This is a genomic window from Nocardia sp. NBC_01327 (genome assembly GCF_035958815.1).
Taxonomy (GTDB): Bacteria; Actinomycetota; Actinomycetes; order Mycobacteriales; family Mycobacteriaceae; genus Nocardia.
The window spans coordinates 5,940,350-5,964,799 of sequence record NZ_CP108383.1 but is presented as its reverse complement, the minus strand read 5'-3'; the positions used below and the strand labels follow the sequence as shown (position 1 = coordinate 5,964,799).

Annotated in this window: 25 protein-coding genes and 1 pseudogene; 9 read left to right on the top strand and 17 right to left on the bottom strand. The window is 65.7% G+C overall.

The features are described 5' to 3' along the window. Window positions 1–51: 51 nt before the first annotated feature. Together OG326_RS27560 and OG326_RS27555 are read right to left on the bottom strand one after the other, a co-directional pair. Window positions 52–1,359 (bottom strand): annotated as a pseudogene (locus tag OG326_RS27560) (purine-cytosine permease family protein); the annotation flags it as partial. Between the two features lie 135 nt (window positions 1,360–1,494). Then, a complete protein-coding gene (locus tag OG326_RS27555) occupies window positions 1,495–2,181 on the bottom strand; it encodes a TetR/AcrR family transcriptional regulator (RefSeq protein WP_327140028.1) in 687 nt (228 codons plus the stop codon). Between the two features lie 91 nt (window positions 2,182–2,272). On the opposite strand from OG326_RS27555, the gene OG326_RS27550 reads away from it, so the two are divergent. After that, window positions 2,273–3,697 carry an MFS transporter gene (locus OG326_RS27550; protein WP_327140027.1) on the top strand — a complete coding sequence of 475 codons (1,425 nt, stop codon included), beginning with the start codon at window positions 2,273–2,275 and terminating at the stop codon, window positions 3,695–3,697. Here OG326_RS27550 and OG326_RS27545 read toward each other — a convergent pair. Then, a complete protein-coding gene (locus OG326_RS27545; protein WP_327140026.1) occupies window positions 3,694–4,299 on the bottom strand; it encodes a TetR/AcrR family transcriptional regulator C-terminal domain-containing protein in 606 nt (201 codons plus the stop codon). The two genes, OG326_RS27550 and OG326_RS27545, sit on opposite strands and share 4 nt — an antisense overlap. A gap of 6 nt (window positions 4,300–4,305) precedes the next feature. Then, entirely contained in the window at window positions 4,306–4,764 is a 459-nt protein-coding gene (locus tag OG326_RS27540) for a hypothetical protein (RefSeq protein ID WP_327140025.1), read from the bottom strand. Window positions 4,765–4,814: 50 nt separating this feature from the next. On the opposite strand from OG326_RS27540, the gene OG326_RS27535 reads away from it, so the two are divergent. Then, window positions 4,815–5,273 carry an ester cyclase gene (locus OG326_RS27535; protein ID WP_327140024.1) on the top strand — a complete coding sequence of 153 codons (459 nt, stop codon included), beginning with the start codon at window positions 4,815–4,817 and terminating at the stop codon, window positions 5,271–5,273. Between the two features lie 15 nt (window positions 5,274–5,288). Here the strand turns inward: OG326_RS27535 and OG326_RS27530 are convergent, their stop codons facing one another. Together OG326_RS27530 and OG326_RS27525 are read right to left on the bottom strand one after the other, a co-directional pair. Continuing rightward, window positions 5,289–5,885: a hypothetical protein gene (locus OG326_RS27530; protein WP_327140023.1), complete on the bottom strand. Its 597-nt coding sequence runs from the start codon at window positions 5,883–5,885 to the stop codon at window positions 5,289–5,291. 198 nt (window positions 5,886–6,083) lie between these two features. Next, window positions 6,084–6,713, bottom strand: coding sequence for a TetR/AcrR family transcriptional regulator (locus tag OG326_RS27525; protein ID WP_327140022.1), 630 nt, complete (start codon window positions 6,711–6,713; stop codon window positions 6,084–6,086). A gap of 106 nt (window positions 6,714–6,819) precedes the next feature. Between OG326_RS27525 and OG326_RS27520 the strand changes: the two genes are divergently transcribed. Both OG326_RS27520 and OG326_RS27515 read left to right on the top strand, forming a co-directional pair. Then, a complete protein-coding gene (locus tag OG326_RS27520) occupies window positions 6,820–7,476 on the top strand; it encodes a peroxiredoxin-like family protein (protein ID WP_327140021.1) in 657 nt (218 codons plus the stop codon). Window positions 7,477–7,539: 63 nt separating this feature from the next. Next, a complete protein-coding gene (locus OG326_RS27515) occupies window positions 7,540–7,710 on the top strand; it encodes a hypothetical protein (protein ID WP_327140020.1) in 171 nt (56 codons plus the stop codon). 26 nt (window positions 7,711–7,736) lie between these two features. Here the strand turns inward: OG326_RS27515 and OG326_RS27510 are convergent, their stop codons facing one another. Beyond that, the gene (locus OG326_RS27510; protein WP_327140019.1) at window positions 7,737–9,005 is read right to left on the bottom strand and encodes a lipase family alpha/beta hydrolase; all 1,269 of its coding nucleotides are present in this window, start codon (window positions 9,003–9,005) and stop codon (window positions 7,737–7,739) included. Window positions 9,006–9,165: 160 nt separating this feature from the next. Continuing rightward, window positions 9,166–9,774: a TetR/AcrR family transcriptional regulator gene (locus OG326_RS27505; protein WP_327140018.1), complete on the bottom strand. Its 609-nt coding sequence runs from the start codon at window positions 9,772–9,774 to the stop codon at window positions 9,166–9,168. A 158-nt stretch (window positions 9,775–9,932) separates the two neighbouring features. Between OG326_RS27505 and OG326_RS27500 the strand changes: the two genes are divergently transcribed. Further along, window positions 9,933–11,057, top strand: coding sequence for a hydroxyneurosporene dehydrogenase (locus OG326_RS27500; protein ID WP_327140017.1), 1,125 nt, complete (start codon window positions 9,933–9,935; stop codon window positions 11,055–11,057). A gap of 712 nt (window positions 11,058–11,769) precedes the next feature. On the opposite strand, the gene OG326_RS27495 is transcribed toward OG326_RS27500, so the two are convergent. Then, window positions 11,770–11,913: a hypothetical protein gene (locus tag OG326_RS27495; protein WP_327140016.1), complete on the bottom strand. Its 144-nt coding sequence runs from the start codon at window positions 11,911–11,913 to the stop codon at window positions 11,770–11,772. A 250-nt stretch (window positions 11,914–12,163) separates the two neighbouring features. Then, window positions 12,164–12,592 carry an Hsp20/alpha crystallin family protein gene (locus OG326_RS27490; RefSeq protein WP_327140015.1) on the bottom strand — a complete coding sequence of 143 codons (429 nt, stop codon included), beginning with the start codon at window positions 12,590–12,592 and terminating at the stop codon, window positions 12,164–12,166. Window positions 12,593–12,749: 157 nt separating this feature from the next. Here OG326_RS27490 and OG326_RS27485 point away from each other — a divergent pair, with 157 nt between their 5' ends. Then, complete coding sequence (locus OG326_RS27485) at window positions 12,750–13,079, top strand: MerR family transcriptional regulator (RefSeq protein ID WP_327140014.1); 330 nt, start codon at window positions 12,750–12,752, stop codon at window positions 13,077–13,079. 304 nt (window positions 13,080–13,383) lie between these two features. Here OG326_RS27485 and OG326_RS27480 read toward each other — a convergent pair whose 3' ends face one another. The 3 genes from OG326_RS27480 to OG326_RS27470 form a co-directional block, all read right to left on the bottom strand. Next, window positions 13,384–14,016 carry an NAD(P)-dependent oxidoreductase gene (locus tag OG326_RS27480; RefSeq protein ID WP_327140013.1) on the bottom strand — a complete coding sequence of 211 codons (633 nt, stop codon included), beginning with the start codon at window positions 14,014–14,016 and terminating at the stop codon, window positions 13,384–13,386. A 315-nt stretch (window positions 14,017–14,331) separates the two neighbouring features. Next, window positions 14,332–14,775, bottom strand: coding sequence for a MarR family winged helix-turn-helix transcriptional regulator (locus OG326_RS27475; RefSeq protein WP_327140012.1), 444 nt, complete (start codon window positions 14,773–14,775; stop codon window positions 14,332–14,334). A 451-nt stretch (window positions 14,776–15,226) separates the two neighbouring features. Further along, a complete protein-coding gene (locus OG326_RS27470; protein ID WP_327140011.1) occupies window positions 15,227–17,404 on the bottom strand; it encodes a malate synthase G in 2,178 nt (725 codons plus the stop codon). Window positions 17,405–17,603: 199 nt separating this feature from the next. Here OG326_RS27470 and OG326_RS27465 point away from each other — a divergent pair, with 199 nt between their 5' ends. The 3 genes from OG326_RS27465 to OG326_RS27455 are packed head-to-tail and all read left to right on the top strand — an operon-like array spanning window position 17,604 to window position 20,279. Further along, entirely contained in the window at window positions 17,604–18,350 is a 747-nt protein-coding gene (locus OG326_RS27465) for an SDR family NAD(P)-dependent oxidoreductase (protein ID WP_327140010.1), read from the top strand. Continuing rightward, window positions 18,347–18,979, top strand: coding sequence for a TetR/AcrR family transcriptional regulator (locus OG326_RS27460; RefSeq protein WP_327140009.1), 633 nt, complete (start codon window positions 18,347–18,349; stop codon window positions 18,977–18,979). Before OG326_RS27465 ends, OG326_RS27460 begins: the two co-directional genes overlap by 4 nt. Before the next feature lie 10 nt (window positions 18,980–18,989). Beyond that, complete coding sequence (locus OG326_RS27455) at window positions 18,990–20,279, top strand: acyl-CoA dehydrogenase family protein (protein WP_327140008.1); 1,290 nt, start codon at window positions 18,990–18,992, stop codon at window positions 20,277–20,279. Between the two features lie 24 nt (window positions 20,280–20,303). Here OG326_RS27455 and OG326_RS27450 read toward each other — a convergent pair whose 3' ends face one another. The 4 genes from OG326_RS27450 to OG326_RS27435 all read right to left on the bottom strand — a co-directional run bounded on the left by OG326_RS27450 (window position 20,304) and on the right by OG326_RS27435 (window position 24,259). Then, window positions 20,304–21,029 carry a PaaI family thioesterase gene (locus OG326_RS27450; protein WP_327140007.1) on the bottom strand — a complete coding sequence of 242 codons (726 nt, stop codon included), beginning with the start codon at window positions 21,027–21,029 and terminating at the stop codon, window positions 20,304–20,306. 137 nt (window positions 21,030–21,166) lie between these two features. Next, window positions 21,167–21,934 carry an SDR family NAD(P)-dependent oxidoreductase gene (locus OG326_RS27445; RefSeq protein ID WP_327140006.1) on the bottom strand — a complete coding sequence of 256 codons (768 nt, stop codon included), beginning with the start codon at window positions 21,932–21,934 and terminating at the stop codon, window positions 21,167–21,169. 88 nt (window positions 21,935–22,022) lie between these two features. Further along, window positions 22,023–22,685, bottom strand: coding sequence for a DUF305 domain-containing protein (locus OG326_RS27440; protein WP_327140005.1), 663 nt, complete (start codon window positions 22,683–22,685; stop codon window positions 22,023–22,025). After that, window positions 22,682–24,259: an LVIVD repeat-containing protein gene (locus OG326_RS27435; RefSeq protein WP_327146602.1), complete on the bottom strand. Its 1,578-nt coding sequence runs from the start codon at window positions 24,257–24,259 to the stop codon at window positions 22,682–22,684. Before OG326_RS27435 ends, OG326_RS27440 begins: the two co-directional genes overlap by 4 nt. Between the last annotated feature and the right edge of the window lie 191 nt (window positions 24,260–24,450).

Genomic DNA, 24,450 nt, shown 5'->3' with positions numbered 1-24,450 from the left:
CCAGTACAGGCCCGCCGCGATGATCGCGCCCGCCGGAATGCTCAGGTCGCTGCCGCCGAGTGCTCGCGCGATCGGGCCGACGTACAGCGTGGTATCGATGCAGGCCAGCGCGGCCGCAGCGCCGGCGCCCAGCGCGATGAACGCGGAGGTGCGGAAGCCCGCGGTATGCCAGTATGGGCCGGTTTTCGAGAACAGTCCCGCGCGGTGGTAACTGCCTCGGCGCAGTGCCCAATCGACCAGGAAGATGCCGCCCCACGGCGCCACCCACACCATGAGGAACAGGATGATGTCGGCGATCGTGGAGTTGAACGAGGACGAGAAGATGACGGTGGTCGTCAGGGCGGCGGTCACGACGCAGTCCACGATGGTCGCCTGCCACTGTTTCAGCGGAATGCCGACGGCCTGCAGCGAGAGGCTGGAGGAATACAGGTCGATCGCATTGATTCCGTACATCTGGACGATCACGAACAGCAGATAGGGGACGACGAACCAGGCCGGGAAAACAGCGGGCAGCCCGGAGATCGCGTCACCGGCGAACGCCGGAATCGACGCCACCGCAGCACCCAGGATCATCAGCGGGGTGGTCGAGAGGTATCCGCCGAGGGTTACCGCGGTGACAATCCCGCGCCGCGAGGTGCCCGTCGGCAGATACCGCGAATAGTCCGAGGCATTGACGATCCAGGCGAAGCTACCGCCCGCGAAAACCACTGCGAGCCCGCCGAATACGGCCGGGGCGCCACCGGAATGGCCGCTGAGCGTGACCTTCGAGGCGGTCAGCGCGGCCAGTGCCACGAACATGACGATCATCGGAATCACCAGCAGCCGTTGCATTTTCATGATGTAGCGATGGCCGAACAGAGGCAGGATCAATTGCAGCACCGCCGCGGCCGCGATGACGCCGACCTTCAGCGCATCCGATGTCGCCACCCCGGCGCGGTCGAGGAGTGCGAGCGTGGCCAGCGTGATGAGCGCGAGTCCGGTCGTTTCGTACATGACCTGTGTAATCCAGCTGAGCAGGGCGACAACGCGGCCGCCCCGCATTCCGAACGCGGCGCGACTGATCGCGAAGATCGACGTCCCGGCGGCGGGGCCCTGCAGGCTGGCGTATCCGACGATGATCCAGCTGAGATTGCCCAGCACGATCAGCGCGACCGACTGGGTGAACGACAAACCCAGGAACGGCAGGAACGATCCGAAGACGACCGTCTGGACATTGAGATTCGTGCCCGCCCACAGCCAGCCGAGATCGGCTGCGCGCCCGCGCCTTTCGTGCTCGGGGATGAGGCTGATGCCGTGCTGTTCGATCGAGAGACCCTGGGGGGAGGAGGGCGGGCTGGTGCCTGGCGCAGCGACGCTCATGGCGACTCCTGAAACTGATGATCGAGCGCCTTCGAGCGGCGTCCGTAAGTGTCACTTACCGTAAGTGGCACTTATTGCTCCAGCGTAAGTCGTTGGTTACGGGCCAGTTTCCGTGGAGTCGCCGGTTTTCGGCGGCTACCGCGCGGCCGGCGCCCCGGGCAGCGCGGCGATCATGCCGTCGATGAGATGGGCGACGGCGTCGGCGCTGCGGTAGTCGTCGCGCATCGGGGTCAATTTGCGCAGCAGGCGGCTGGCGGTGGGGAATTCCTCCAGCTGATCCGGCGCCAGATCGGTCCAGCGCGGCCGGGGGCGTCCGGCGGCCGCCTCGGCCGCGCGCTCGTCCTCGGCGCGGCGGGTGATGAGTTCACCGAGCGTGAATCGCCAGGCGGCGTTGTACATGAACCCGGCGTACTCGTCGGAAGCGCCCAATGCGAGTGCGGCGGAGAGGAATTCATCGAGTATCCACAGGGCGGCACGGCCGAAGGATTCGCCGCCCACCAGGATCTCCGCGACCCAGGGCAGCTGGTGCAGCACCTCGATCAGATGGTTGATGATCACGACCAGTCGATCGCGCGGATCGGCGGGCAGTTCGGGGCGGTCGAGCTCCGCGGCGCGGGCGCTCAGCACCGCGATGAAAAGTGCTGCCTTGGTGGGGAAGTGGTGATAGATGGCGGCGGTGCTGACGCCGAGTTCATCGGCCAGTCCGCGCATGCTGAAGCCGTCCTGTCCGGAGGTGCTGAGCACGCGCAGGGTCGTATCGACGATCGCCTCGCGGCTCATCCGGATGGGTCGGCCGCGTTTGGGGGCGGTGCTGGCTGGCATGCGCCTCATTCTGCGGACCTGACCTCTCGACACAGGCGTTAGGGTGTGCTAACTCTTATTAAAACACGCGTTATTAAAAGAGGAGGCCGCCATGGCGGACCTGTCCAGACCGCACCCCCGGGCGACGCTCGCCGTCGTCTTCCTGGTGATGTTTCTTGTCTCCCTGGATCTTTCGATCGTGAACGTGGCGCTGCCGAAGATCGATGAGGCATTCCACTTCGGTCCCAGTGGGCTCAGCTGGGTGATCAATGCCTTCATGCTGCCGTTCGCCGGCCTGATGCTGCTGGGCGGCAGGCTCGCAGACCTGACCGGACGCCGCACGCTGCTCCTTGCCGGATTGACCGTCTTCGCCCTGTCCAGCGCCTGGGGCGGAGCGGCGCAGCACGGCTGGGAACTGCTGATCGGCCGGGCCGGGCAGGGCATTGCTGCGGCGGTACTCGCGCCGATGTCCTTGGCCCTGGCCACTTCTGAATTCGAGGAGGGTCCGCAGCGCGCCAAAGCCATGGCCGTGTGGGGTGGCGCCGCTGCGGCCGGGGGCGCGGTGGGGGTGGTGCTGAGCGGCGTGCTCACCGACCACCTCGGCTGGCGCTGGGTCATGTGGGTGAATCTGCTCTTTGTTGCCGCCACGGTGCTGGCCGTGCTGCGCGGGGTGACCGATACCGCCCCGGCTCGGCGTCCCCGGGTCGATGCGATCGGTGCGGTACTGGTGACCTTCGGGGTGAGCGCGCTGGTGCTGGGCGTCATCACCACCGACCACCACGGCTGGGTCTCCGCGCCCGTCCTGGGCTGGTTCGTGGCCGGGATCGTGGCATTGGCGCTGTTCGCGGTGGTCGAGGCGCGGGTGGCGGAACCGCTGGTGCCGCTGGACATGCTGCGCCGCCGTTCGCTGGCGGGCGCGACCGTCTTCGGATTCCTGCTGGTCAGTGGACAACTCGCGAGTTTCTACTTCGTCGCGCAATTCCTGCAGCGAGTGCTCGGCTACAGCCCCACCCGCACCGGCCTGGCCTTCCTGCCGTTCTGCGTCGGAGTGGTCGTGGGCCTGCGCATCGCCATGGCGCTCACTCCCCGCACCGGGCCCCGGCCGGTACTGCTGGCGGGCGGACTGGTCGGCGCGGCCGGACTGCTGTGGTTCGGGCAGTCCGGCCCCTCGACCACCTTCCTGCTCGGTATTCTCGCGCCCTCGCTGGTGTGCAGCATCGGAATCGGCGCGGCCATGGTCGCCATGGGCATGGCCGCCGTCACCGGAATCGAACCCGCGCGATCCGGCCTGGCCTCCGGAATCCTCAATAGCGCACGGCAATTGGGCGGCTGCCTGGGCTTGGCGGTACTGGTCACCCTCGCCACCCACAGCATCGGCGACGCCACCGATCCGGCAGCCCTCGCGCACGGCTACGACATCGCCCTGCGCTGGGGTGCGGCACTACTGGCCGCCGGAGCGATCGTCGCGACGCTCATCCTGCCGCGCCGTACCGCGACGCCGGACACGGCCGCTGTGCCTGCCGCGGTATCGAACTAGTTCGCGGACCCGAGCTTCTGTTCGAAGCCGGTGACGAAGGCATCCAGGCCCGTGGTGAACCAGTGGTCGTAGAACTCTGCGTCCGCCGCGGGCGTGGGTTCGTCGGAGCCGGGCGGGGTGCCGGCCTGGGCGAGAGCGTGGCCCAGGACGAAGGTCATGACGGACTGGATGGTGGTCAGGGCATCCTGCTGGGTGATGCCCTCCGCCATGAGGAGGATGAGGACGTCGGACACCAGATGGGTGCCGATCTCGATATCGACGGGGTGGGTGGCAAGCAGCACAACAGCATTGGGGTGGCTCAGCAGCATCCGGCGATAGTTCCCGGCGAGCGTGTGCAGCGCCAGCGGCCAGGTCACGCCGGGGGCCATTGTCGTATCGGTCTGTGCCACAAGGTGATCCACGATCGCGGCCAGGACCGCCTGTCGATTGGGCAGGTGCCGGTAGAGCGCCATGGCGGAAACATTGAGCTGGGCGCCGATGCGGCGCATGGTCAGGGCCTCGAGGCCCTCGGCATCGAGCACGGCAACCGCCGCGAGGACGACGTCCTCGCGGCTGAACTGTGCCGGGCGACCGGGCTTCGCGCGTTCGGATGGGGCATTCACCGGGGCTCAGCCTAGGGTCTGCACCACGGTGGCGGCGATCATGGCCACGGTGAGTGCACCCACGATCATGTGCTGCACATCCGGTACGACGCTGTGACCTGCGGTCGGCAGGATTTTCAGGGTGCGCGAATAATCCCGGACATAGATATCGCGCTGTGCCGCACTGGAAATCCCGAAGTAGGGGAGCCACCAGCTGGTGAGGTGCCCGGCCAGGATCAGCATGCACAGTCCGAAGGCGGTCCAGAGCGACCAGGTCTGCCCGAGTGCGATGCCGCCCGCAATGGCCAGGGGGAACGGGTAATTGATGCTCGCGGCCAAGAGACGGGGTCGCACATTGCCCGGGGTGAGGTCGTTGAGCGGGCGCATCGGAATCCATTCGGTGGCGATGAGCCAGGCGAGCCAGATCAGGGGAAGGGCGATTGCGAGGGGTTGACAACTCTTACGTTGTAAGTCAAAGTTGTGCACAACGAAGAACTCTTACGACGTAAGAGTCTGAGATCGAGCAGGAGATAGTCATGAACAGCACGGTTGCGGACAACAAGGCCACCATCACCTCGTTCATCAACGCGCTCAACGAGGGCATCGACGGGACCGCGACGGACTGGATCGCCTATCTGTCACCGCAGGTCATCGACCACAACCAGATCATCTTCGGCGAGGCCGACGAGCCGGGTGCGGCCATCGAGGGCTTCCGGCAGCAGTTGGCGGCCTTCAGCAATACCGATGACGGTGAGGGCGGGATTCTGATCCAGGATCTGATGGGTGAGGACGGGCGGGTCATGGCGCGGCTGCGGGTGGTCGGCAAGCACACCGGCGCGCATGCGCGGATGCCCGAGCCGACCGGCCGTAGCTGCGATGTCGAGCAGATCTGGGTCTTCACCCTGGTGGAGGGCCGGATTGCCGAGATTCGCGCGGTCAGTGACCGGCTGGGTATGTTCCTGCAGCTGGGCTGGGACTGGCCGACGGTCGACTGATCACGATCGAGGCGATCAGGCGGCGGGATCGATGAAGTGGTCGAAGGTGAACCAGGGCCCGCCGAGCGGGGTGTAGCGGTCACCGACGAGGGCGGTCGCGGGCAGTTCGGGAGCCGCACCGCTCGGAATGTAGGCGAAGCCGTCGGGGCCCAGGCCGGAACCGGCCAGACTGAACGTGCAGCCCTCGGGCGTCTTGCGGATGTAATCGAAGGTGTAGAGCCCGATCCGGGTGTCGGAGCGGGTATCCGCACAGGCGGCGGCCGCCTTCTCCAAGGCGGGCCGGGACATTCGCCAGCCGAGGTCCTGCGGAATCTGCAGGACCAGCAGCACCGCCGTCAGCACGATGAGCGCGGGCGCCAGCACGCTGAGTAGGTATGTGCGATAAGCGATTCCGCCGATGAGGGCGAGCATCAGCCAGATCACGCCCAGGACCAGCAGCCCGCCGCCGGCATAGAGCAGCGCGGTGAGGGCATCACTGCGAGTGGCGAAGGCCCACAGCAGTCCGAGGCAGCACACCGCGATCAGTAGCAGGGTCGCGACCATCGCGAACACCCAGCCGAGCGATGTGTTGTGCATCGGCTGCGGGTACACCGGCGGGGGGAGGGCGGTCACGAGTGTCCATCTTGCCCGATTAGTCAGGTTTCCCGGGAACCGCCCACGTAGCGGGAAGTCGGGCGCCCTGCGGCTTGTTTGCCAGTGATCTGCCTCGGATGGCGACGGCGATATGCCGCATGACCCTCGGGTAGTCGCTTACATGACCGACGGAGATTGCATGGATTCCGTTGGGGCGGTGGAACTATCGGCTGGGTGTCACTCCGCCGCCGCGGTGTGGTTATGTGTGCGGTAGCTGCCGATGAGGGCGAGCGCGCCATCGAGGGCGCCGCGCAGCGCTGCGGGATCCCGGCGAGCCTGTGCGAGGACCAGACCCCCTTGGAGGCTGGCCAGCGTGGAGGTGGCCAGCCAGGCGACGTCGGTTTCCGTTCGCAACTCTCCGGATTCGTACATGGCCGCGAGCCCCGCGCGGATGCTCGACTCCCAGCGGTCGAAACCGGATGCCAGTACGGCGCGGATATCGTCGTCGCGCTCGCCGACCTGTCCGAGCAGGTTGGCGATCGGACAGCCGCCCCTTCCTTCCCGCTGATGTTGGAGTGCGACAAGGGCATCGGTCCAGCGCAGCAACCCCGGCCAGGTACCGAGATCGGCGAAGAGGTCGTGCTGGGCGTCGAGCACCATGTCGTTGGTGGCTTCGGCGACCGCGCGCAGCAGGTCGTTCTTGTCTTCGAAGTAGTGATACAGCTGGCTGCGCGATGCGGGGGCGCGTGCGCCGACCTCGTCCAGGCTCGCCCCGAGCGCCCCGTTCTCGGCCACGACCTCGAGGGCGGCGGCCACGATCCGGCGGCGGGTGAGGCGTCCGCGCTCGGTGGTCGGTAAGGCTCCCATCGGCCCAGTATTCCCTGAGTGGACTTGACAGTCCAGTTCCGGGCGTGGTCCTCTGGTTATTGGACTAGGCAGTCCAGTCAATCCGATCAACCCATGTGGAGATCCGATGTCACCCAGCATTCGCGAACAGTCCGACCAGCTGAAGGCGGTTGCGGCCGAGCGTCTTCCGGCCGACGTGGTCGCCGTCTTCGACCACAGCATCCAAGAGTTCCTGGACCAGGGAGTCCCCGCCGGCGCCATCCAAGCCGGACAGCGGTTGGAGCCCTTCACCCTCGACGACGCCACCGGCACCCCGATCACCCTGGACCAACTCGTGGCGACCGGGACCGTCGTGATGGTCTTCTACCGCGGCGGCTGGTGTCCCTACTGCAATCTCGCGCTGCGCACCTACCAGCAAGAACTATTGCCGCAACTGAGCGATTTCGGTGCTCGGCTGGTGGCCATCAGTCCGCAATCCCCGGATGATTCGCTCTCGACCGCGGACAAGGCTGGGCTGGAGTTCACCGTTCTGTCCGACCCCGGTAGCAGCGTGGCCGCACGGATCGGTATCGACTTCCAGCAAGCCGACGAAGTCCTGGCGGCCCAGCGCAAGATCGGCCTCGATCTGGCTCAGGTCAATGTCGAGGGCTCGACCCGACTTCCGCGCCCCACCGTCCTGATCGTCGATCAGAACCGTGTGGTGCGTTTCGTCGACATCCAGCCCGACTACACCGCCCGTACCGAGGTCGCCGACATCGTCGCGGCGCTCACCGACCTGCGGTGAACGATTCTCGGGACCGGGCAGCGGAGTAATCGCTGAGTGGCGCCACACCGGCGGCGTGTACGAATGTCCGCACACGGCGCACACCGTGATCAGGTCGCGGAGTCGGCGCGCGGACTGGAGCGTCTTGGCGGCACCGGGAATCGATTCCAGGAGCAACCGGTGTATATGACAACGGGTTTCGGTGCGGGCGCGTCCGAGTTCGTCACGGTGATCGGCGGATTGATCTCGACGTAGTCGGCGCTCGATCACGTTGACGGAAACTATGATTCGCCGCCCCTCGAGGGCGTAGTCGACGTGATCGGCACTGCGGGCCAGTCGCCGAGCCAGCTCCGGAGAGCGCTGTAGACCGCCTCATGGTTGAGCAGGCTGAAATGGTTCGCGCCGGTCAGGTGTAAGCCGTTGGCGTCGTCGAATCCGAGGCGCCGGGCACGGTTTCGCCCCGACCCGCTGCTGGGCAGGACCAGGCCGTCGCCGATGAGGCGGCCGAGTGGGTGTCGTGGACTGCGGGTGATGGATGCCGTGACGAAATAATGGTCGGCGCTGGGCAGCAGCGGAACCTCCTGAATGGCTTTGCGCCGCAGAGTATCCACGTCGAGGTCCTGCCAGTCCTCGTCCACCAGTGAGCCCTGGCGCAGATCGCGGATTCCGGCACTGCGACGGCGCAGCAGGCGGGCGAACGGGCGGGTCTCGGGCAGTTGGTCCAGGACTGCGGAGGCGTAGTGGACAAACTGTTCGAGGGGCGCGCCCAGATGCGGGGAACCCAGGCAGACGATCTGGCGGACTCGGCGCACCCAGTCCTGCTGTTCGCGGTCCGCTTCGTGGCACGCGCCGCGTGCGATCAGGCCACCCATCGAATGGCAGACCAGGGCGATCTCCTGCACCTCGACCGGCCAGTGGGCGAACAGTTCCCGCAGGAGTGTGTCGAGCTGGCGGGCGTTCTCGGCGATGTGCAAGCCGCTGTTGTATCGCACCATCAGGGTGGTGCGGTCGAGATCGGAGTCGAGTCGCTCGGCATAACTGGGCCGCCCGCCGAGGCGCCACGCATGCTCGGTCTCCACCAGCCCATGGAGGAAGACCACGATCCGCGGGCGTGGATTCGCCACCACCGCACCGAGGCCTCGCGGGCCGACAGGTTCCCCGTTGACGCGAAAAGTCATGGGCGAGGCCAGGATCGGCCGCTCCTGCTCGAGATTGTCGCCGATCAGCCCCTGGAGTGTGGCGATCAGGCCCGATCCGTACACGGTGCGCGAGGGGGTGGGAAGTCCGGGGAGCTCTGCCGTCAGTTCGGCCACTGAGCCGGCCGCGACCGCGCCTGCGCTCACCACCCGGTACACGCCCGAGGTGATGGCGTCGTGCACAGTCTTGACCGGACGCGCGGCCGGGCCGATGCCCCAGGACACCGCCGCGAATACATGATCGCTGACCGCTCGGTGCATGGTCCCGATCCCATTGATCGCACCGCCGAGTTCATCGCCTGCGAGATGCGCGAGTGCTCGGATCTCCGCTCGCCGCTGTTTCGACTCCACCATGAATTCAGTGTACGAGTGTGCACTGAATGGCGCCCGCCGGCGAGAGTCCTGCGCCCGCAGGTTATCCAGAGTCATCGAACAGTCCTTCCTGAACATGATGCGGTGTCGTAGTGCCCGGTGTGGAGATCCCGGAATCGGCTTCCCGCGGCACGGGTGGCGCTCAGTGGAACGGAAGTTCGGGCAGTTCGGCCGCCGCGATCTGTTGTGCCTCGAGAGGTTCGATGCCCAGCGCTCGCAGTAGCAGTTCGGCGGCGCTGGAGCCGGCTTCACGCCAGCCCTGATGGCCCTCGAGGACGACCCATGCGGTGCTGACCACGGTGCCGATGATGAGGGATGCGACGCCGAATTCTGTTGCGCCGCCGAGGTTGTAGCGTCCGGTGGCGACTCCCTGTTCGACGTCGTACATCGGTGGGCCGGACAGGATTTCGCGTAAAGCCTTGTCGGTCATGCCGAATCGGACGATGAAGCGGCCCAGTGCCTGGTTCTCGTGCGATAGCCGTATGACCAGGCGCAGGCCGGTGGCCATGCGAGCGGCCGGATCGGAATCGCCGTGGCGGTCCATGGCTACCCCGATGCGGGTCAGCCATTCGGTGGCGAGGTCCTCGATCACCTGATCGAAGAGCCGTTCTATGGATTCGACGTTCCGGTAGAGCGTGCCGCGCGATACCTGGGCTGCTTCGGCCAGCTCGCTCATGGTCAGGTCCAGACTGCCGCGCTCGGCGAACAGTGTGATCGCCGCGGCAGTGATTCGTTTGTTCGTTGCGCGCATTCGCCTACTCCGGACCGGAACTCGGTTGTTCCACATATGCCTCGTCGAGGTGTTCATGCATGTCAGCTATCAATTAATTAGAACATCATTGCCTGAAATAGAACACAGTTGTACCGTTCTTGATGGAAGTCTTGCATATCCCACCCGAGGAGGAAGTCATGCCCGCACCCGCATTTCCGCTCCACCGGGCCCGCAAGGACTTGCCGGCTGGTCTGCTGTCGGACGTCGAGGACTATCAGGCTCTCGGTATCGGGACAGACGGCCGGGCGCCGGCGGTCGCCGAGGACGGAATGCGCACCAGCGGCGCGTCCGGGACCTGGGAGTGGTGGTACTTCGACAGTCACCTCGCGGACGGCTCCACGGTGGTGATCGTGTTCTACACCAAGGACTTCAACACCCCGTTCAAGGGCATGGGCCCGATGATCACCGTCGAGATCGACCGGCCCGACGGCACTCATATCGAGCGGGAGTTCAAATTCGATGCCGCGAAGTGGTCGGCGAGCGAGACCTCGTGCGATGTCCGTATCGGCGAGAACTACTTCCGCGGCGATCTCGAGCATTACGAGATCCGGGTTGTGGACGGTGATTTCGACATCGAGGTCAGCATCGACCGCACCAGCAACAGCTGGCGGCCCAAGACCGGGATCATCGCTTTCGGCGAGGACGACAAGTTCTTCGGCTGGGTTGTCGCTGTGCCGCAAGGCAAGACGACGGTCGATGTGAAGAGCCCCGAGGCGACGTTCACCGAGTCCGGTTCGTGCTATCACGACCACAACTGGGGCACCGTGATGATGCCCAAGGTCATCAACCACTGGTATTGGGGCCGCGCCGAAATCGGCCCGTTCACCTTCATCGTCGCGGAGATCATCGCCGAATCCGAATTCGACAATGTGCCCATCGTCGTGTTCAACCTCGCTCGCGACGGGCATACCGTCGCCGATGACGAACGCAACGTCACCGTCTACCGAACCTATCCACGGGTCGGACCGGATAGTCCCAAACCGATCAGCGACCGGCTCCTGTTCGAGTACGAGGTGCCCGATGACGACCTGCGATACGAAATCACCCTGTGGCGCAAGAAGAATCTGCTGGTCGCGAAGTTCCTCGACAAGATCATCCCGAACTCGTTCGCGCGCGGGGTCGTGTCCCGGCTGACCGGTTTCGACGGCGCCTACCACCGCTTCACGGGTGAGGCCACGGTGCGCGTCTTCCGTGGCGGCAATGTCGTCGAGGAGTATTCGAGCCCGACCGCGGTCTGGGAACTGATGTTCTTCGGCAAGTGATTGCGCCCCGCCAGATCCCGAGCGCACGGCGGATGGCCGGTAAAGACAGGCCTGGCCGTTGTCCACTCTTCGTGAGGTGTTGTGCGGCAACCAGATACGACGTTCGCATCGTACCGCGTCGCCGAGCTGCGCGAACGTCTCTTGCGAGCGAGGTAGGGGTCAGCGGGGTGTGCGCACACCGACGGATCTGCGCCGGCGCACATGCGGGTTCCGCGCACGTGGATGACACGGCGTAGGGGACCGCTGGGCGGCGAGCGGGGCGGGCATCGCCGGGCCCATGACGGTGTCCCACCACGGGCGTAGCGGGCTGGGATCAGGCCAGCGCACCACCAGTGGATCCCGGTCCGGGTCGGGGCGAGTGGTCGTGCGGTCGGTATCCCGAGAGGTCCTCGTGCTCACGAATCTGTCCGATCAGGTGGGGTGTTCAGGCCGCGCGGTGTTGGGCGCGGCAGCGGTGTGGGGCGCTGCGGTGGCCGCGGACCTGAGGCACCGGCGCCGGGGCGGGTGTGGTGCCGGTATCGGTGCGCGAGTAGGGCACGACGCGGGTGGCTTCGGGCCCGCGAGGAGTGTCGGTGGCGGTGTAGATGACCTGCTGACCGGCCCGGTACCGGGAGTCAGGAACCCGAACCCCTTCTCGGCGTCGAACCAGGCCACCCGGGCGTGCTGCCAACGAGCAAGGGTGCGGTCACGGGTATGCGGGTCGAGAGTGCGGTCAGTAAGCGAGGCAGTAGAAGTCGTCATCGGCATGGGGGTGATCTATACGGTCGGCCAGGTCGGCGGTGTCGATGCTTTCCGGCGGGACGGGGTGGTGTGTGTGGGTCAGGTCGAGCTCTCCAGCGGTCGCGATGGTGGTCATCTGCGAGGGGTGGGCCCGGCCGGAACCGGCCGGTCGGGCCCACCGTGTGGAACGAGCGGATCGACATGATGTTGCGTTGATACCATCGAGGGCGGAAACAGTCACCAGACTCGGTATGCCACCAGGTGGCCGTGCGCGCGGACCGCGAGGGTGTCCGCTGTGCGCGTGAGGTGGGTATCAGAACCGGTGGCGTCGCCCCTCGGTGGTGTGCGTGTGGTGTTCGGGACGGGCATCACCTTCCTTTCACGGTTCAGGCGTTGATGACCTGGCGTTCGGGTTCGCGTTCGGGTCTGGCGATCTCGATCTTGCGAGGTTTGGCCTTCTCCGCCACCGGAATCGACAACCGCAGCACCCCATCGCGGTAATCAGCGCGGATCTGCTCGGTATCCAAACTCTCGCCCAGCACCAACTGGCGGCTGAACACCCCACGCGGGCGTTCCGCGGCCAACATGGACCGGCCGGGGTCCAGTTCCGGACGCGAGGCGCGCACGGTCACCACATTGCGTTCCACATCCAGGTCCAGGGAATCGGGATCGATACCCGGCAGATCGAACTCGACCAGGAACTGGTCGTTCTCACGCCAGGCGTCCATCGGCATCGCCGCGGGTCGGGCCGCGGTGCCGAACACCTGTTGCGTCAAACGATCCAGATCACGGAAGGGATCAGTACGCATCAGCATGGTCGCCACCTCTCACTCACTCCATTCTCGATAGGCGCTTCACCAGATAACCTCTGCCATCTGGCATAGATATTAGATAGCACTCGGTGCAGGAGAGTGCAAGACTCGACAAGAGGTAATCTTTTGACAAGTAGTACGAGCCAGGAGGAGTGTGTCCATGCGTTCACAGCCCGAGGGCACACACCTGCCCCGCTCCGGACAAGGCGTGTACGCGATCTCCGTCGCCGCGGAACTGGCCGGGATCGGGGTGCAGACCCTGCGCCTGTACGAGCAGCACGGCTTGATCACCCCCCACCGCAGCGCGGGCGGTACCCGCCGCTACAGCGGCGACGATCTCGCGCGCCTGCGGCGTATCACCGCCCTGGCCGAGCAGGGAGTCAACCTCGCCGGTATCGGGCGCATCCTGGACTTGGAAGACGCCAACACCGCCCTGGCCGATGAACGCGACCAGCTGCGCGCCGGCCCCGGCAGCACACACGCTCTCTGACGACCGATTCACGCACACAAAGAATCTCGATTGCTCACGGACTGATTGGCCCCCATCCGATATCGGATGGGGCCCAATCATTTTCGAGGGTATCGGGTTAGTTGGTGCTTTCGGTGAGGTCGACCCGGGTAGCGCCGGCAGCGTTGGTCTGCCGCTGCCGGTCGGTGCAGGGCATGAACATGCCGCAGTTTCGAGCGATCAGAACTCGTCGCGGAGCCGGTGCCGTCCGCCGGTCGCGGGGATCCCGGTCAGGGCTGGTAGCTCGGTGGTGGCGTAGTCCAGCCATGTTGGTCTGCCCGGTGACCTATTTGGCGTCGGTGACGACGGCGATCTGACGGATGAAGGTGTCTTCCACAGCGGAATGGAGGAGGAAGTCTGCGACGTTGGCGCGAGAGGTTGAGGGGAAGATCGGCAACTTCGTGGCGTCCGAGAGCGCAACGGTGTTGTAGCGGGTGCTGTCACCGTTGTTCAACGCTCCGGGATATTCGAGGGTCCACTGCAGATCGCTGGCTCTCAGGAGCACTTCCGATGCGGCTTTGTCTGCGTAGGTTTTCCGAAGCAGGGTTCGGAAAATGGGGCTGACGAGGAATGAGGCTTTGGCGAGGGAGTCGCCGACTCCGAACGCGGACAGAATGACGAAACGGTTTACGCCTGATGTTTTCGCGGATGTGATGACTGCGCGGACGGTGTCGGTGATCAGCGTGGGGGTGTCACGGGCGTTCTTCACTCCGAGCGTGCTGATGATCGCGTCGTGGCCTCCGGCGGCCGTTGCGATCACGGTGGCATCGGTGACGTCGCCGACGACGATTTGGGCGCGCGGATCAATGGGTGCGTCGGCCCGCCGAACCAGGGCAGTGACCTGGTGTCCCTGGTCCAATGCTTTTTTCACGAACAGGACGCCGGTGCGACCGGTTGCTCCGAGAACAAGAAACTTCACGATAGTTCGCTCTCTGCTGAAGGAATGAATGGGCGTGCTTGTGTTGTGCCCCAGCGGCATTGGGGCCGATTCCTGCCCATGTTGTGGAGGACCCCTCAGGCCGTTGCTGATGGCGGCCTGTGCGGCAATGGTCCGGCTCACGTCTGCGCACTGCTGCTATCGGCTGCGCATCACCGGAACATCGTCAGGATCATCACCCAATTTAGTAACTAAACCTGACTATGTCAACGCGGAGTCGAGGCCTGTTGGCGCCCGCCGGATCCAGGAGGCTCGGGGCCGGCGGGAATCGGTGCGAGCGGCTCGGTGCGGACGGGCCTACCGCGCGTAGGGGTCGGTGATCTCGCGGAGTTGATCCAGGATCTGCTGCAGCAGGGCGAAGTTGCGGGTGCCCAGGTATTCCTTCCACTCCGCGAGGATCTCGTCGCGTGTCGCCTTGGCCACCGCGACCGCCCGCCGGCCACGCCGCTCGATCACGATCAGCCGGGCGCGGCCATCCGCGGGGTCGGGGACCCGGCGGACGTAGCCAAGGCTTTCCAGCTGGTCGACCATCGCGCTGGCGCTCTGCTTGGTCATTTGCGCCTGGTCAGCGAGGTCTGTGAGGCGTGATCCGTCCTGAGCGATGCGCTGGAACACCCGGCACTGAGTCAGGGTCCAGTCGTCGAACCCGGCATCCTGCAGGGCCCGGAAAATCCGGTCCTCGGTGTACCGGTACGGAATGAACAACGACGTCCCTAGATCAACCCGCTGCTCGTCGTCCACGTCGCTCCCAACTCCATCGCCCGCCTGATTTCGCGAGGTTCACACCCTACGCCGCCGCCGATTCGCCTGCGGTGGGGGCGCGCGCCGCGGTGCTGTGCACGCTGCGTCCCGCATGTGCCACCTACCCCCTGGGCGGACCTCGTTCCTGTCACTCTTGTCATCGGTTCGGACGTATGACTATATTAGTAATGAAAGCTGACTAATCTGGTGGAGCCAGTGATCAGATGTTCGCAGACGCCAATCAGCTTGTCCGCACGGCGGACTGGGTCGGTGGGATCGTACGGCTTCCCGTCTGAAAGCACCCGAGTCGCCGGATCGTGATAACTCCGATCGCAGTCTTCGTGGCTATAGGCGGCCAGTAATAGACGAGGCCCCGCTCCGGAACGTTCCGGAGCGGGGCCTCGAGTAGAAAAGAGCTGCTAGGAGCTACTTTTCAGGGGTTAACAGCGCCCTACTTGCAGGCCTCCTTCGCCTCGCGGCGACGGCGGTGCAGGATGGGCTCGGTGTAGCCGTTGGGCTGCTTGGTGCCCTCAAGCACCAGTTCCTTGGCCGCCTGGAAGGCGATCGAACCCGCGAAATCGGGGGCCATGGCGCGGTAGTTCGAATCACCGGCGTTCTGGTGGTCGACCACGGGGGCCATGCGCTGCAGGCTCTCGAGGACCTGGTCCTCGGTCACGATGCCGTGGTGCAGCCAGTTGGCCACCTGCTGGCTGGAGATGCGCAGGGTCGCGCGGTCCTCCATGAGGCCGATGTCCTTGATGTCGGGCACCTTCGAGCAGCCGACGCCCTGATCGATCCAGCGCACCACGTAGCCGAGGATGCCCTGGGAGTTGTTGTCCAGTTCCTGCTGCTTCTCCTCGGCGGACCAGTTGGTGTCCTGCGCCAGGGGGATCTCCAGGATCTGATCGACGGTGGCGCGCGGACCGCCCTTGGCGATCTCGGCCTGCCGCTTGAACACATCCACCAGGTGGTAGTGGGTGGCGTGCAGGGTGGCGGCGGTCGGCGACGGCACCCAGGCGGTGTTCGCGCCGGCCTTGGGGTGGCCGATCTTCTGGACCAGCATGTCGGCCATCAGATCGGGCATGGCCCACATGCCCTTGCCGATCTGCGCCTTACCGGGCAGGCCGGCGGCGATGCCGGTGTCGACATTCCAGTCCTCGTAGGACTTGATCCACTGCTGCGACTTCATATCGGCCTTGCGGACCATCGGCCCGGCCTCCATGGAGGTGTGGATCTCGTCGCCGGTGCGGTCCAGGAAGCCGGTATTGATGAAGACCACGCGGTCCTTGGCGGCATGGATGGACGCCTTCAGGTTCACCGTGGTGCGGCGCTCCTCGTCCATGATGCCGACCTTGAGGGTGTTGGGGGTCAGGCCCAGCACCTGCTCGATGCGGCCGAACAGCTCGCTGGTGAAGGCGACCTCGTCCGGGCCGTGCATCTTGGGCTTCACGATGTAGACCGAGCCGGTGCGCGTATTCGACACGCGCGCTTCACCGTTCAGTGCGTGCTTGGCGATGAGCGAGGTGAGCAGCCCGTCGAGAATGCCCTCGGGAACCTCATTGCCCGCGGCGTCGATGATCGCGTCGGAGGTCATGAGGTGACCGACATTGCGGACGAACAGCAGCGAACGGCCGTGCAGCACCAGATCGGACCCGTCGAGCGCGGTGTACACGCGGTCCGGGTTCATGGTGCGGGTGAAGGACTTGCCGCCCTTCGACACCTCTTCGGACAGATCGCCCTTCATCAGGCCGAGCCAGTTGTGGTAGCAGAGGACCTTGTCCTCGGCGTCCACGGCGGCGACCGAATCCTCGAAGTCCATGATCGTGGTGATCGCGGACTCCAGCACGACGTCCTTGACGCCGGCATCGTCGGTCGAGCCGACCGGCGAGGAGGGGTCGATCTGCAGTTCGATGTGCAAACCGTTGTGCTTGAACAGGATCGAGGTCGGGGCCTCGGGGGCGCCGAGGTAACCGACCAGCGCGTCGGCATCGGCCAGGCCGATATCGGTGCCGTCCTCGAGGGTGACCTCGAGCTCGCCGTCGACAATGGCGTACTTGCTGGTGCCCAGGTGTGAACCGGTGATCAGCGGCAGCGCGTCGTCGAGGAAGTTACGGGCCCACTCGATGACCTTGTCGCCGCGAACCTTGTTGTAGCCCTTGCCCTTTTCCGCGCCGTTGGCCTCGGAGATGGCGTCGGTGCCGTACAGGGCGTCATACAGCGAGCCCCAGCGCGCGTTCGCCGCATTGATGGCGAAGCGGGCGTTCATGACCGGAACCACGAGCTGCGGGCCCGCGGTGATGGCGATTTCGGCGTCCACGTTTTCCGTGCCGATCTGGAAATCGGCCGGTTCGGGACGCAGGTAGCCGATCTCGGTGAGGAACTGCTTGTAGGCAGCCTTGTCGTAGCCGGCGCCGGGGTTGGCGCGGTGCCACTCGTCGATCTTGGCCTGGATGTCGTCGCGTTCTGCGAGCAGAGCACGGTTACGGGGGGCGAGGTCGTTGATAACGGCCTCGGCACCCGACCAGAACGCGGCGGAGTCTACGCCGGTACCCGGAAGTGCCTCGTTCTCCACGAAATCGTGAAGGACGCGCGCGACCTGGAGTCCGCCGACCTGAATCCGCTCTGTCATCTACTGCCTCGTTTCGAGAAAGCCGGGTGGGCTGTGATGTTCGGGAAAAAGTACGCCTGTCATGTTACTCGCGGGTACCCGTCGGGATTTCGCGGTACCGGTGTTTCGGTGTCCTGCGGCGGGTCTTGATTGTATCGTCCGGTACATTTAATGTACTGATCGGAACATTTCCGAGGTCAAGCACGTGAAGGTGTCGCGCATGGGAAACACGTTGTCCGGCAAGGTCGTCGCGGTCACCGGCGGTAGCCGGGGCCTGGGCCGGGAGATGGTGCTGGCCTGCGCGGACGCCGGTGCGGACGTGGTCATCGCCAGTCGCAAGTTCGACGCATGTGACGTACTCGCCACTGAAGTGCGAGAAAAATACGGGCGGCGCGCGCTGCCGGTGGCCTGCAATGTGGGGGAGTGGGCGCACTGCGAGGCCCTGACCGAGGCCGCCTACGCGGAATTCGGGCAGGTCGACGTGCTGATCAACAATGCGGGCATGTCGCTGCTGTACCCGAGCCTGGATCAGGTGTCCGAGGCGATGTTCGACAAGGTGATCGCCACCAATCTCAAGGGGCCGTTCCGGCTGTCGGCGCTCATCGGGGCGCGGATGGCGGCGGCGGGGTCCGGATCGATCATCAATATGTCCTCGATCGAAGCGGTCAAGCCCGAGCCGATGGCCGTGCCGTATGCCGCTGCCAAGGCCGGGCTGGAGGCGCTCTCGAGCGGGCTTGCCCAGACCTACGGCCCGGCGGTGCGGGTCAACACCATCCGCTGCGGGGCCTTCGACACCGATATCGCCAAGGCGTGGCCGGACGCGGTGCGCGACTATCTCACCCAGCACAATGCGCTCGGGCGGATCGGCGCACCGGCCGACATCGTGGGCGCCGCACTGTTCTTCGCCTCCGATGCCTCGGCCTTCTGTTCCGGCGCGACGCTCGCCCTGGACGGTGGGTGGCGATGACCGCGGTGCCCGCGCGCCGGCGTGGACGGCCACCGGCCTCGGAATCCAATTCCGGGGAGACCCGGGAGCGGATTGTACGGGCGGCGCTGGAACTGTTCGCGGAGAAGGGATTCCACGCCACCAGCGTCGGTGAGATCGGTGATCGGGCCGGGATTCAGCGCGGGGCGCTGTACTACCACATCGGGTCCAAGGAGGAATTGCTCTTCCAGATCCGGCGCGGTTACACCCAGCTCATGCTCGAGGCCGCCACCGGTATCGCCGAGACCGGCGATGCGCCGATGGACAAGCTGCGCAAGCTGATTCGCAGTCATGTGCGGCTCATTCTCGAACACCGGCACGAGGTCACCATCGCCCTGCGTGACGCCGGTGCGCTGACCGGCGAGCGCCATGCCGATCTACAGGAACTGCGGGACGGGATCCAGCGCAGCTGGCAGCGGGTCTTCGACGAGGGTCATGCGGCGGGCGTCCTGCGCACCGCTGATCACGTCGTCACCAAAAGCGTTGTCGCCATGCTCAATATGACCAGTTCCTGGTACCACCCCGAGGGCGAGTACACCCCCGATCAGATCGCCGACATTCTCATCACCACCATCCTCGACGGTGTCACCACACCGGCCGGAATCAAGTGAAAGGCTGACCATGGCTTGGGATTTCGAGACCGACCCGGAATACCAGAAGAAACTGGACTGGGTCGCGGAGTTCGTCCGGACCGAGGTGGAGCCGCTGGATCTGCTCTACCCGAACCCGTACGACCGGCAGAACCCGGAGATCCGGGCGCTCATGAAACCGCTACAGGAGCAGGTGAAAGCGCAGGAGCTGTGGGCCTGCCATCTCGGCCCCGAGCTCGGCGGGCCCGGGTACGGTCAGCTGAAACTCGCACTGCTCAACGAGGTGCTCGGCACCTCGCAGTGGGCGCCGCTCGTCTTCGGTTGTCAGGCACCGGATTCCGGCAATGCGGAGATTCTCGCGCACTTCGGTACCCCGGAGCAGAAGTCGACGTACCTGGAGCCCTTGCTCGCCGGTGAGATCGGCTCCTGCTACGTCATGACCGAACCCACCGGTGGTTCGGATCCGACGTCCTTCAAGACCCTTGCCGTCCGCGACGGTGATTCGTGGGTCATCAACGGCGAGAAGTGGTTCAACTCGGCGGCCGCCTACGCCACCTTCCATATCGTGATGGCGGTGACCGATCCCGAGGCCGCACCGCATCAGCGGCTCTCGATGTTCATCGTGCCCGCCGATACCCCCGGCCTGGAGATCGTCCGGAACTTCACCGTGCCCGGCTTCAGCGATACCGAAGGCCACCTGCGCTTCACCGATGTGCGCATCCCCGCCGACAGCCTGCTCGGCGCCGAGGGGCTCGGCTTCGTCGTCGCGCAGACCCGCCTCGGCGGCGGGCGCGTGCACCACGCCATGCGCACGGTTGCCCTGGTGCGCAAGGCTTTCGACATGATGTGCGAGCGCGCCGTGTCCCGGCCCATGCGCAAGGGTGTGCTCGGCGGCCTGCAGCTGACGCAGGAGAAGATCGCCGAATCGTGGATCGAGATGGAGCAGTTCCGGCTGCTCGTGCTGCGCACGGCCTGGCGCATCGACAAGGAGCAGGACTACCGCAAGGTGCGCCACGATATCGCCGCCATCAAGGTGGCCATGCCCAAGGTCATGCACGATATCGCCCAGCGGGCCATGCACCTGCACGGCGCCATCGGCGTCAGCACCGATCTGCCGTTTGTCGACATGATGAACTACGCCCAGGTCATGGCGATTGCCGACGGTCCGACCGAGGTGCACAAGATCACCCTCGCCAAGGAGGTCCTCAAGACCTACGCGCCCGGAGATCCGGTGTACCCCAGCGGTTACCGGCCCGCGCTTCGTGAGGCGGCGCGGGATCTGGTGGCTCGTCGGCTGGAACACGCCGTCGGCAACCTGTAGGCGCCGAATGTGGTCGCGCGCGGGCTATTCCGCGCGCGGCTCGATCCACAGGGCCTCGGCGAGCGCGCACAGCTCGCCCTCGGCGGTCGAAAGTGCCACGCCCACCGTGTGTTTGCGACCATCGCGGTCGATCGGCCAAGCGTGTGAGATGTATTCGGTCCCGGCGAACATCGGGCGCAGCTGCCTCGCCGTCAGGGCCGCGGTGAACGCGCCCATGCCCATCTCGGAGTAGACCCACGCGGCAATGCCGCCCGGGCAGTCGAGCGCGGACCACACCGTCTCGGGCGGCAGTTCGCCGTTCTCTCCGGCCAGACCCGCATCAGGGGTCCATGCCGCCGCCATGACACGTCGCTCCCGGATGCCCCAGGCGAACAGGCGTAAGCCGCGTCCGGGCGGGCAGGCGACACCGCAGCCGTAGCAGTCGGTGACCCGGCGCTCGGGAGCGGACAGTGCCCGTGCGGTCGCGGCTCTGGCCTCGGAGAGAGGCGGGGCCGGAACCGCATCGATGCTCAGCATCGACGGTGTGGCTTCGACCAGCAGCGTGCCGTCCGGTGTGCGCAGGCTGGCGCCCTCGTCCTCGGTGGTGAGCACCACCGGGGTCGATACCGACACGGCTCGCCGGAAGTCCACCCGGAGCGTGTCCCCGGTCGCCCGCGCGGCCAGCATGCCTGCCACGTACCCGCCGAAGGCCAGGTCAGGGTATCCGTGAATATGTTCGGGGATGGTCTGCGTATCGAGAGGAATCGTCATACTGCAGCAGTCCTCCGCGTCGCGACATTGATCAACACTTCGACGATAACGCCGCCCCGGTTCGCCGAGCACACGAGATTCGCGCAAGTGAGAAGTTCCACAGCCCCGGTCGACGCGGGCCCGGCGAACGGTGCGGGTCAGCCGACGGTGGCGCTGCCGCCGTGAATGTTCATCTTCTGGCCGGTGATGTATTCGGCCTGCGGGGAGACCAGGAAGCGGACCATATTCGCGATGTCCTCGGGCCGGCAGACGCGGCCGAAGGGGGAGTTCTCGTCCAGCTTGCGGATATCGGTGATGCCGGTGACCGCCTTCACGAGCCGCCTGCCCATATCGGTGTCGACCAGGCCGGGCGCCACGACATTCACACGAATACCGTTGTCGCGCTCTTCTTTCGCGAGAGTGAACGCGAGGGCCTCGAGCGCGGCCTTGGCCATCGTGTACGGCGCGCCGCCCGGTGCGAAGCCCAGGGAGGCGACGCTGGAAATCATGATGATGTCGCCGCGCGGGCGCGAACGCATGGAGGGCAGGACCAGGCGGGAGACGTGATGCGCGCCCAGCGCGTGCGTGGCCATGACGCGCAGCAGTTCATCGGGATTGGTATCGGCGACAAAGCGACCGCGGCTGGCAATGCCGGCATTGTTGACGAGGATGTCGATATGGCCGAACTCGTCGATGACGTGGTCCACCATGCGCTCGTCGTCCTCGACCGAATCCACGCTGGCCTGCACCGCGAGCGCGCGGCGGCCCAGTTTCTCGATCGCCGCCACCGTTTCGGCCGCGGCCTCTGCGTCGGAGCGGTAGTTCACCGCGACGTCCGCGCCGTCTTCCGCCAATGCCAGCGCAATGGCGCGCCCGATCCCGCGACCGCTACCGGTGACCAGTGCGACGCGTCCCTCTGAACTCATTCCGCCGACGATACCCATGGCGCACACTTTCTTTCGAGGAGACGTCCGGGATTTCCGGCGCAGTGTCACAGTGCGCGCACTGTGCCGTTCACGCGAGCGGCTGGGCGCCCCGCTGGGCCAGCAGCAGCGTCATGATGCCCGCCTCCTGGGACTGTGCGGTGATCATGGCGCGGGCGGTCTCCTTGACCGGACCGGAGGCCACCTGCTTATCGGCGGCCTGGGCCATGGCGACGCCGCCGCGGTGGTGGCGCAGCATCAGTTGCAGGAAAAGGGTTTCGGCGGCGGCTCCGCGCGCGGCGGAGAGGGCATCGAGTTCGGCCAGGGTCGCCATTCCGGGCATGGTGGCGCCCGCTGTCGCCGCGGTGGTCATGGTCATCGCCGAATGGTCGGTGCCGCCGGGCATTCCGGTGCTGCGCATCCAGGACATCGGGTGCGGATCGGTGGGGGAGGCGTTGGCCAGGCGCAGCCAGCCGAGCATGGTGCCGATCTCCATGCGCTGACTGTCGGAGATCTGCTGTGCCAGTCGGCGAATGGTCGGATCGGCGGCCGGGTCCAGGCGCTGCACGATGATCAGCGCCTGCTCGTGGTGCGCCATCATGTCTTGTGTGAAGCCGATCTCGGTCGGGTTCAATATCGGCGGCGCGGACTGCGTGTCGGGAATGATGAACGGCCGCAGCAGCATTCCGCTGACGCACAGGAGGACGGCGAGCGCGGCCAGTCCGGCCGCGCGGACCCAGCGGGTGCCCGTCACGAGCCCACCACGGAGTGCTGATCATCGGGCGGGGTGTACACATCGTTGCCGAGTTGCAGCACCATGAAACCGTTGTCATTGCAGCTGGTCCACAGCTGGCTGCCGTGCCACTCCGGCGGCGCGAAGCACCAGTCGGTGGACAGATCACCGAAGGCGATCTCACCGGTGCGGGACGAAAGCGCCTGGGTGGGATCGAATTTGCCTTCCAGGATGGCTCGAGCGGCGGCGGGGAACTGCAGCAGCGGGAGACCGATGATCGAAGCGAGTGCATGCGGCGAGTTCCACAGTTCGAGATTGCGGCCCTTGCGCGCGGGCGGGTTGTAGTAGGCGATCTCCTTGGCGTGGAACGGATCACGCACATCGAAGACGCGGATGCCGGACTCCTCCCAGCCGCAGGCCAGGGCCGTCGGATTATCCGGGCGGTCGGCCGCGCAGTAGTGTGCGTCGTAGGAGAACACCGAACCACCCATGGACGAGGCCATGCCCGAATCCAGGTTCTCCTGGAGTTCGATCTGCAGTTTGATCTTCGAAACGACCTTGGGATTGGTGTCATCGGAGATATCGATGAGCTTCACGCCGCCGGCCCCGGCCTCGTCCACCGTGAACAGGAACGGCTTCCCGTCATAGGTGACCGGAATGCTGTGCTGGGTCGCGATGCCGTCCGTCCAGAACACCCGGCCGATGTGATTGACCTGCGGATTCGGATCGCGCCGCTGGACCGCGCTGATATCGAGGGTGGTGAAACCGCCCAGCGCCGAGAGATACATGCGATTGCCGTCGGGGCTGATGCCGAAGCCATGCGCTTCGATACCGGTGAGGCCCTGCCAGATCACGTGCGGATTGGCCGCATCGGTGAGATCGACCGCGCTCACGAAGCCGGGGGCGATGCCGGAGGCCCAGTAGGTATTGCCGTCCGGTGAGAATCCGCCCTCATGGGTCGTGATCGGCAGCGGCATGAGCAGATTCGTGCCCGCGCCCGCATTGAGCAGCTTCGGATGCGCACAATCGGAGATGTCGTAGACCGACAGGTACCCCGCGCCCTCTCCGACGGGAACACCGGTGCCCACCAGGAGCTTTCGCACCGGATTGACCTTGAGCGATTCCCAGGTGCCCGCGAGCATGGCGGGTTCGGTGAGGTTGCCGGTCAGTACCGGATTGGCCGGATCGGAGACATCCAGGACCTGGACGCCCTGCGCGGGCCCGAGAATATTGCCCGGGAACATCGATCCGGTGTACGAGCAGTGGTCATAGGTCGCCGAGGTGATGCCCGCGCCGCGGCCGACATAACCGCCCACGAGCGACATATTGCACCGGTAACCGAGCGTGCTGCGGCCGCTGTTGCGGTCGTCGGCAGGCACATCACCCTGCATGCCGGTCTCCGGCAGCGAGTCCGGGCCGCAGTCCGCCCGGGGTACCGATGTCCGCCCCACATCGAAGAACTGCTGCACCTGATTCTGGATATCCGATTGCAGATCCGCCTGCGCGCCGGTCACCGGGAGCACGGCCCCGCACATGAACGCGGCTGTCAGCAGGATCGCCGGTTTGAACCGCCGTACTTCCGAGAACCGCCACATTGCGGTGCCCCCCATTCCCTCAGAGCAGCTATGCCGATGACCAGCAGCACAGTCGGGTGCCCGGTGTGGTCTCGGTTACATCTCGGAACCGTAACCCATGAACTGACCGCTCGGTAGGGTTCGCCACGGAAATCAAGATCACCCGCTCGAATTGGCGGATTCTGTCAAACACCCGGCGCATGGGCGTCCAC

Bases quoted from the DNA above. Each gene is read 5' to 3' on its own strand.
- OG326_RS27435 (WP_327146602.1), bottom strand. From the start codon at position 24,259: ATGTGGCGGTTCTCGGAAGTACGGCGGTTCAAACCGGCGATCCTGCTG.
- OG326_RS27445 (WP_327140006.1), bottom strand. From the start codon at position 21,934: ATGAGTTCAGAGGGACGCGTCGCACTGGTCACCGGTAGCGGTCGCGGG.
- OG326_RS27490 (WP_327140015.1), bottom strand. From the start codon at position 12,592: ATGCTGATGCGTACTGATCCCTTCCGTGATCTGGATCGTTTGACGCAA.
- OG326_RS27535 (WP_327140024.1), top strand. From the start codon at position 4,815: ATGAACAGCACGGTTGCGGACAACAAGGCCACCATCACCTCGTTCATC.
- OG326_RS27500 (WP_327140017.1), top strand. From the start codon at position 9,933: ATGCCCGCACCCGCATTTCCGCTCCACCGGGCCCGCAAGGACTTGCCG.
- OG326_RS27455 (WP_327140008.1), top strand. From the start codon at position 18,990: ATGGCTTGGGATTTCGAGACCGACCCGGAATACCAGAAGAAACTGGAC.
- OG326_RS27460 (WP_327140009.1), top strand. From the start codon at position 18,347: ATGACCGCGGTGCCCGCGCGCCGGCGTGGACGGCCACCGGCCTCGGAA.
- OG326_RS27495 (WP_327140016.1), bottom strand. From the start codon at position 11,913: ATGACCACCATCGCGACCGCTGGAGAGCTCGACCTGACCCACACACAC.
- OG326_RS27485 (WP_327140014.1), top strand. From the start codon at position 12,750: ATGCGTTCACAGCCCGAGGGCACACACCTGCCCCGCTCCGGACAAGGC.
- OG326_RS27515 (WP_327140020.1), top strand. From the start codon at position 7,540: ATGTCCGCACACGGCGCACACCGTGATCAGGTCGCGGAGTCGGCGCGC.
- OG326_RS27555 (WP_327140028.1), bottom strand. From the start codon at position 2,181: ATGCCAGCCAGCACCGCCCCCAAACGCGGCCGACCCATCCGGATGAGC.
- OG326_RS27520 (WP_327140021.1), top strand. From the start codon at position 6,820: ATGTCACCCAGCATTCGCGAACAGTCCGACCAGCTGAAGGCGGTTGCG.
- OG326_RS27465 (WP_327140010.1), top strand. From the start codon at position 17,604: ATGGGAAACACGTTGTCCGGCAAGGTCGTCGCGGTCACCGGCGGTAGC.
- OG326_RS27450 (WP_327140007.1), bottom strand. From the start codon at position 21,029: ATGACGATTCCTCTCGATACGCAGACCATCCCCGAACATATTCACGGA.
- OG326_RS27510 (WP_327140019.1), bottom strand. From the start codon at position 9,005: ATGGTGGAGTCGAAACAGCGGCGAGCGGAGATCCGAGCACTCGCGCAT.
- OG326_RS27470 (WP_327140011.1), bottom strand. From the start codon at position 17,404: ATGACAGAGCGGATTCAGGTCGGCGGACTCCAGGTCGCGCGCGTCCTT.
- OG326_RS27550 (WP_327140027.1), top strand. From the start codon at position 2,273: ATGGCGGACCTGTCCAGACCGCACCCCCGGGCGACGCTCGCCGTCGTC.
- OG326_RS27505 (WP_327140018.1), bottom strand. From the start codon at position 9,774: ATGCGCGCAACGAACAAACGAATCACTGCCGCGGCGATCACACTGTTC.
- OG326_RS27525 (WP_327140022.1), bottom strand. From the start codon at position 6,713: ATGGGAGCCTTACCGACCACCGAGCGCGGACGCCTCACCCGCCGCCGG.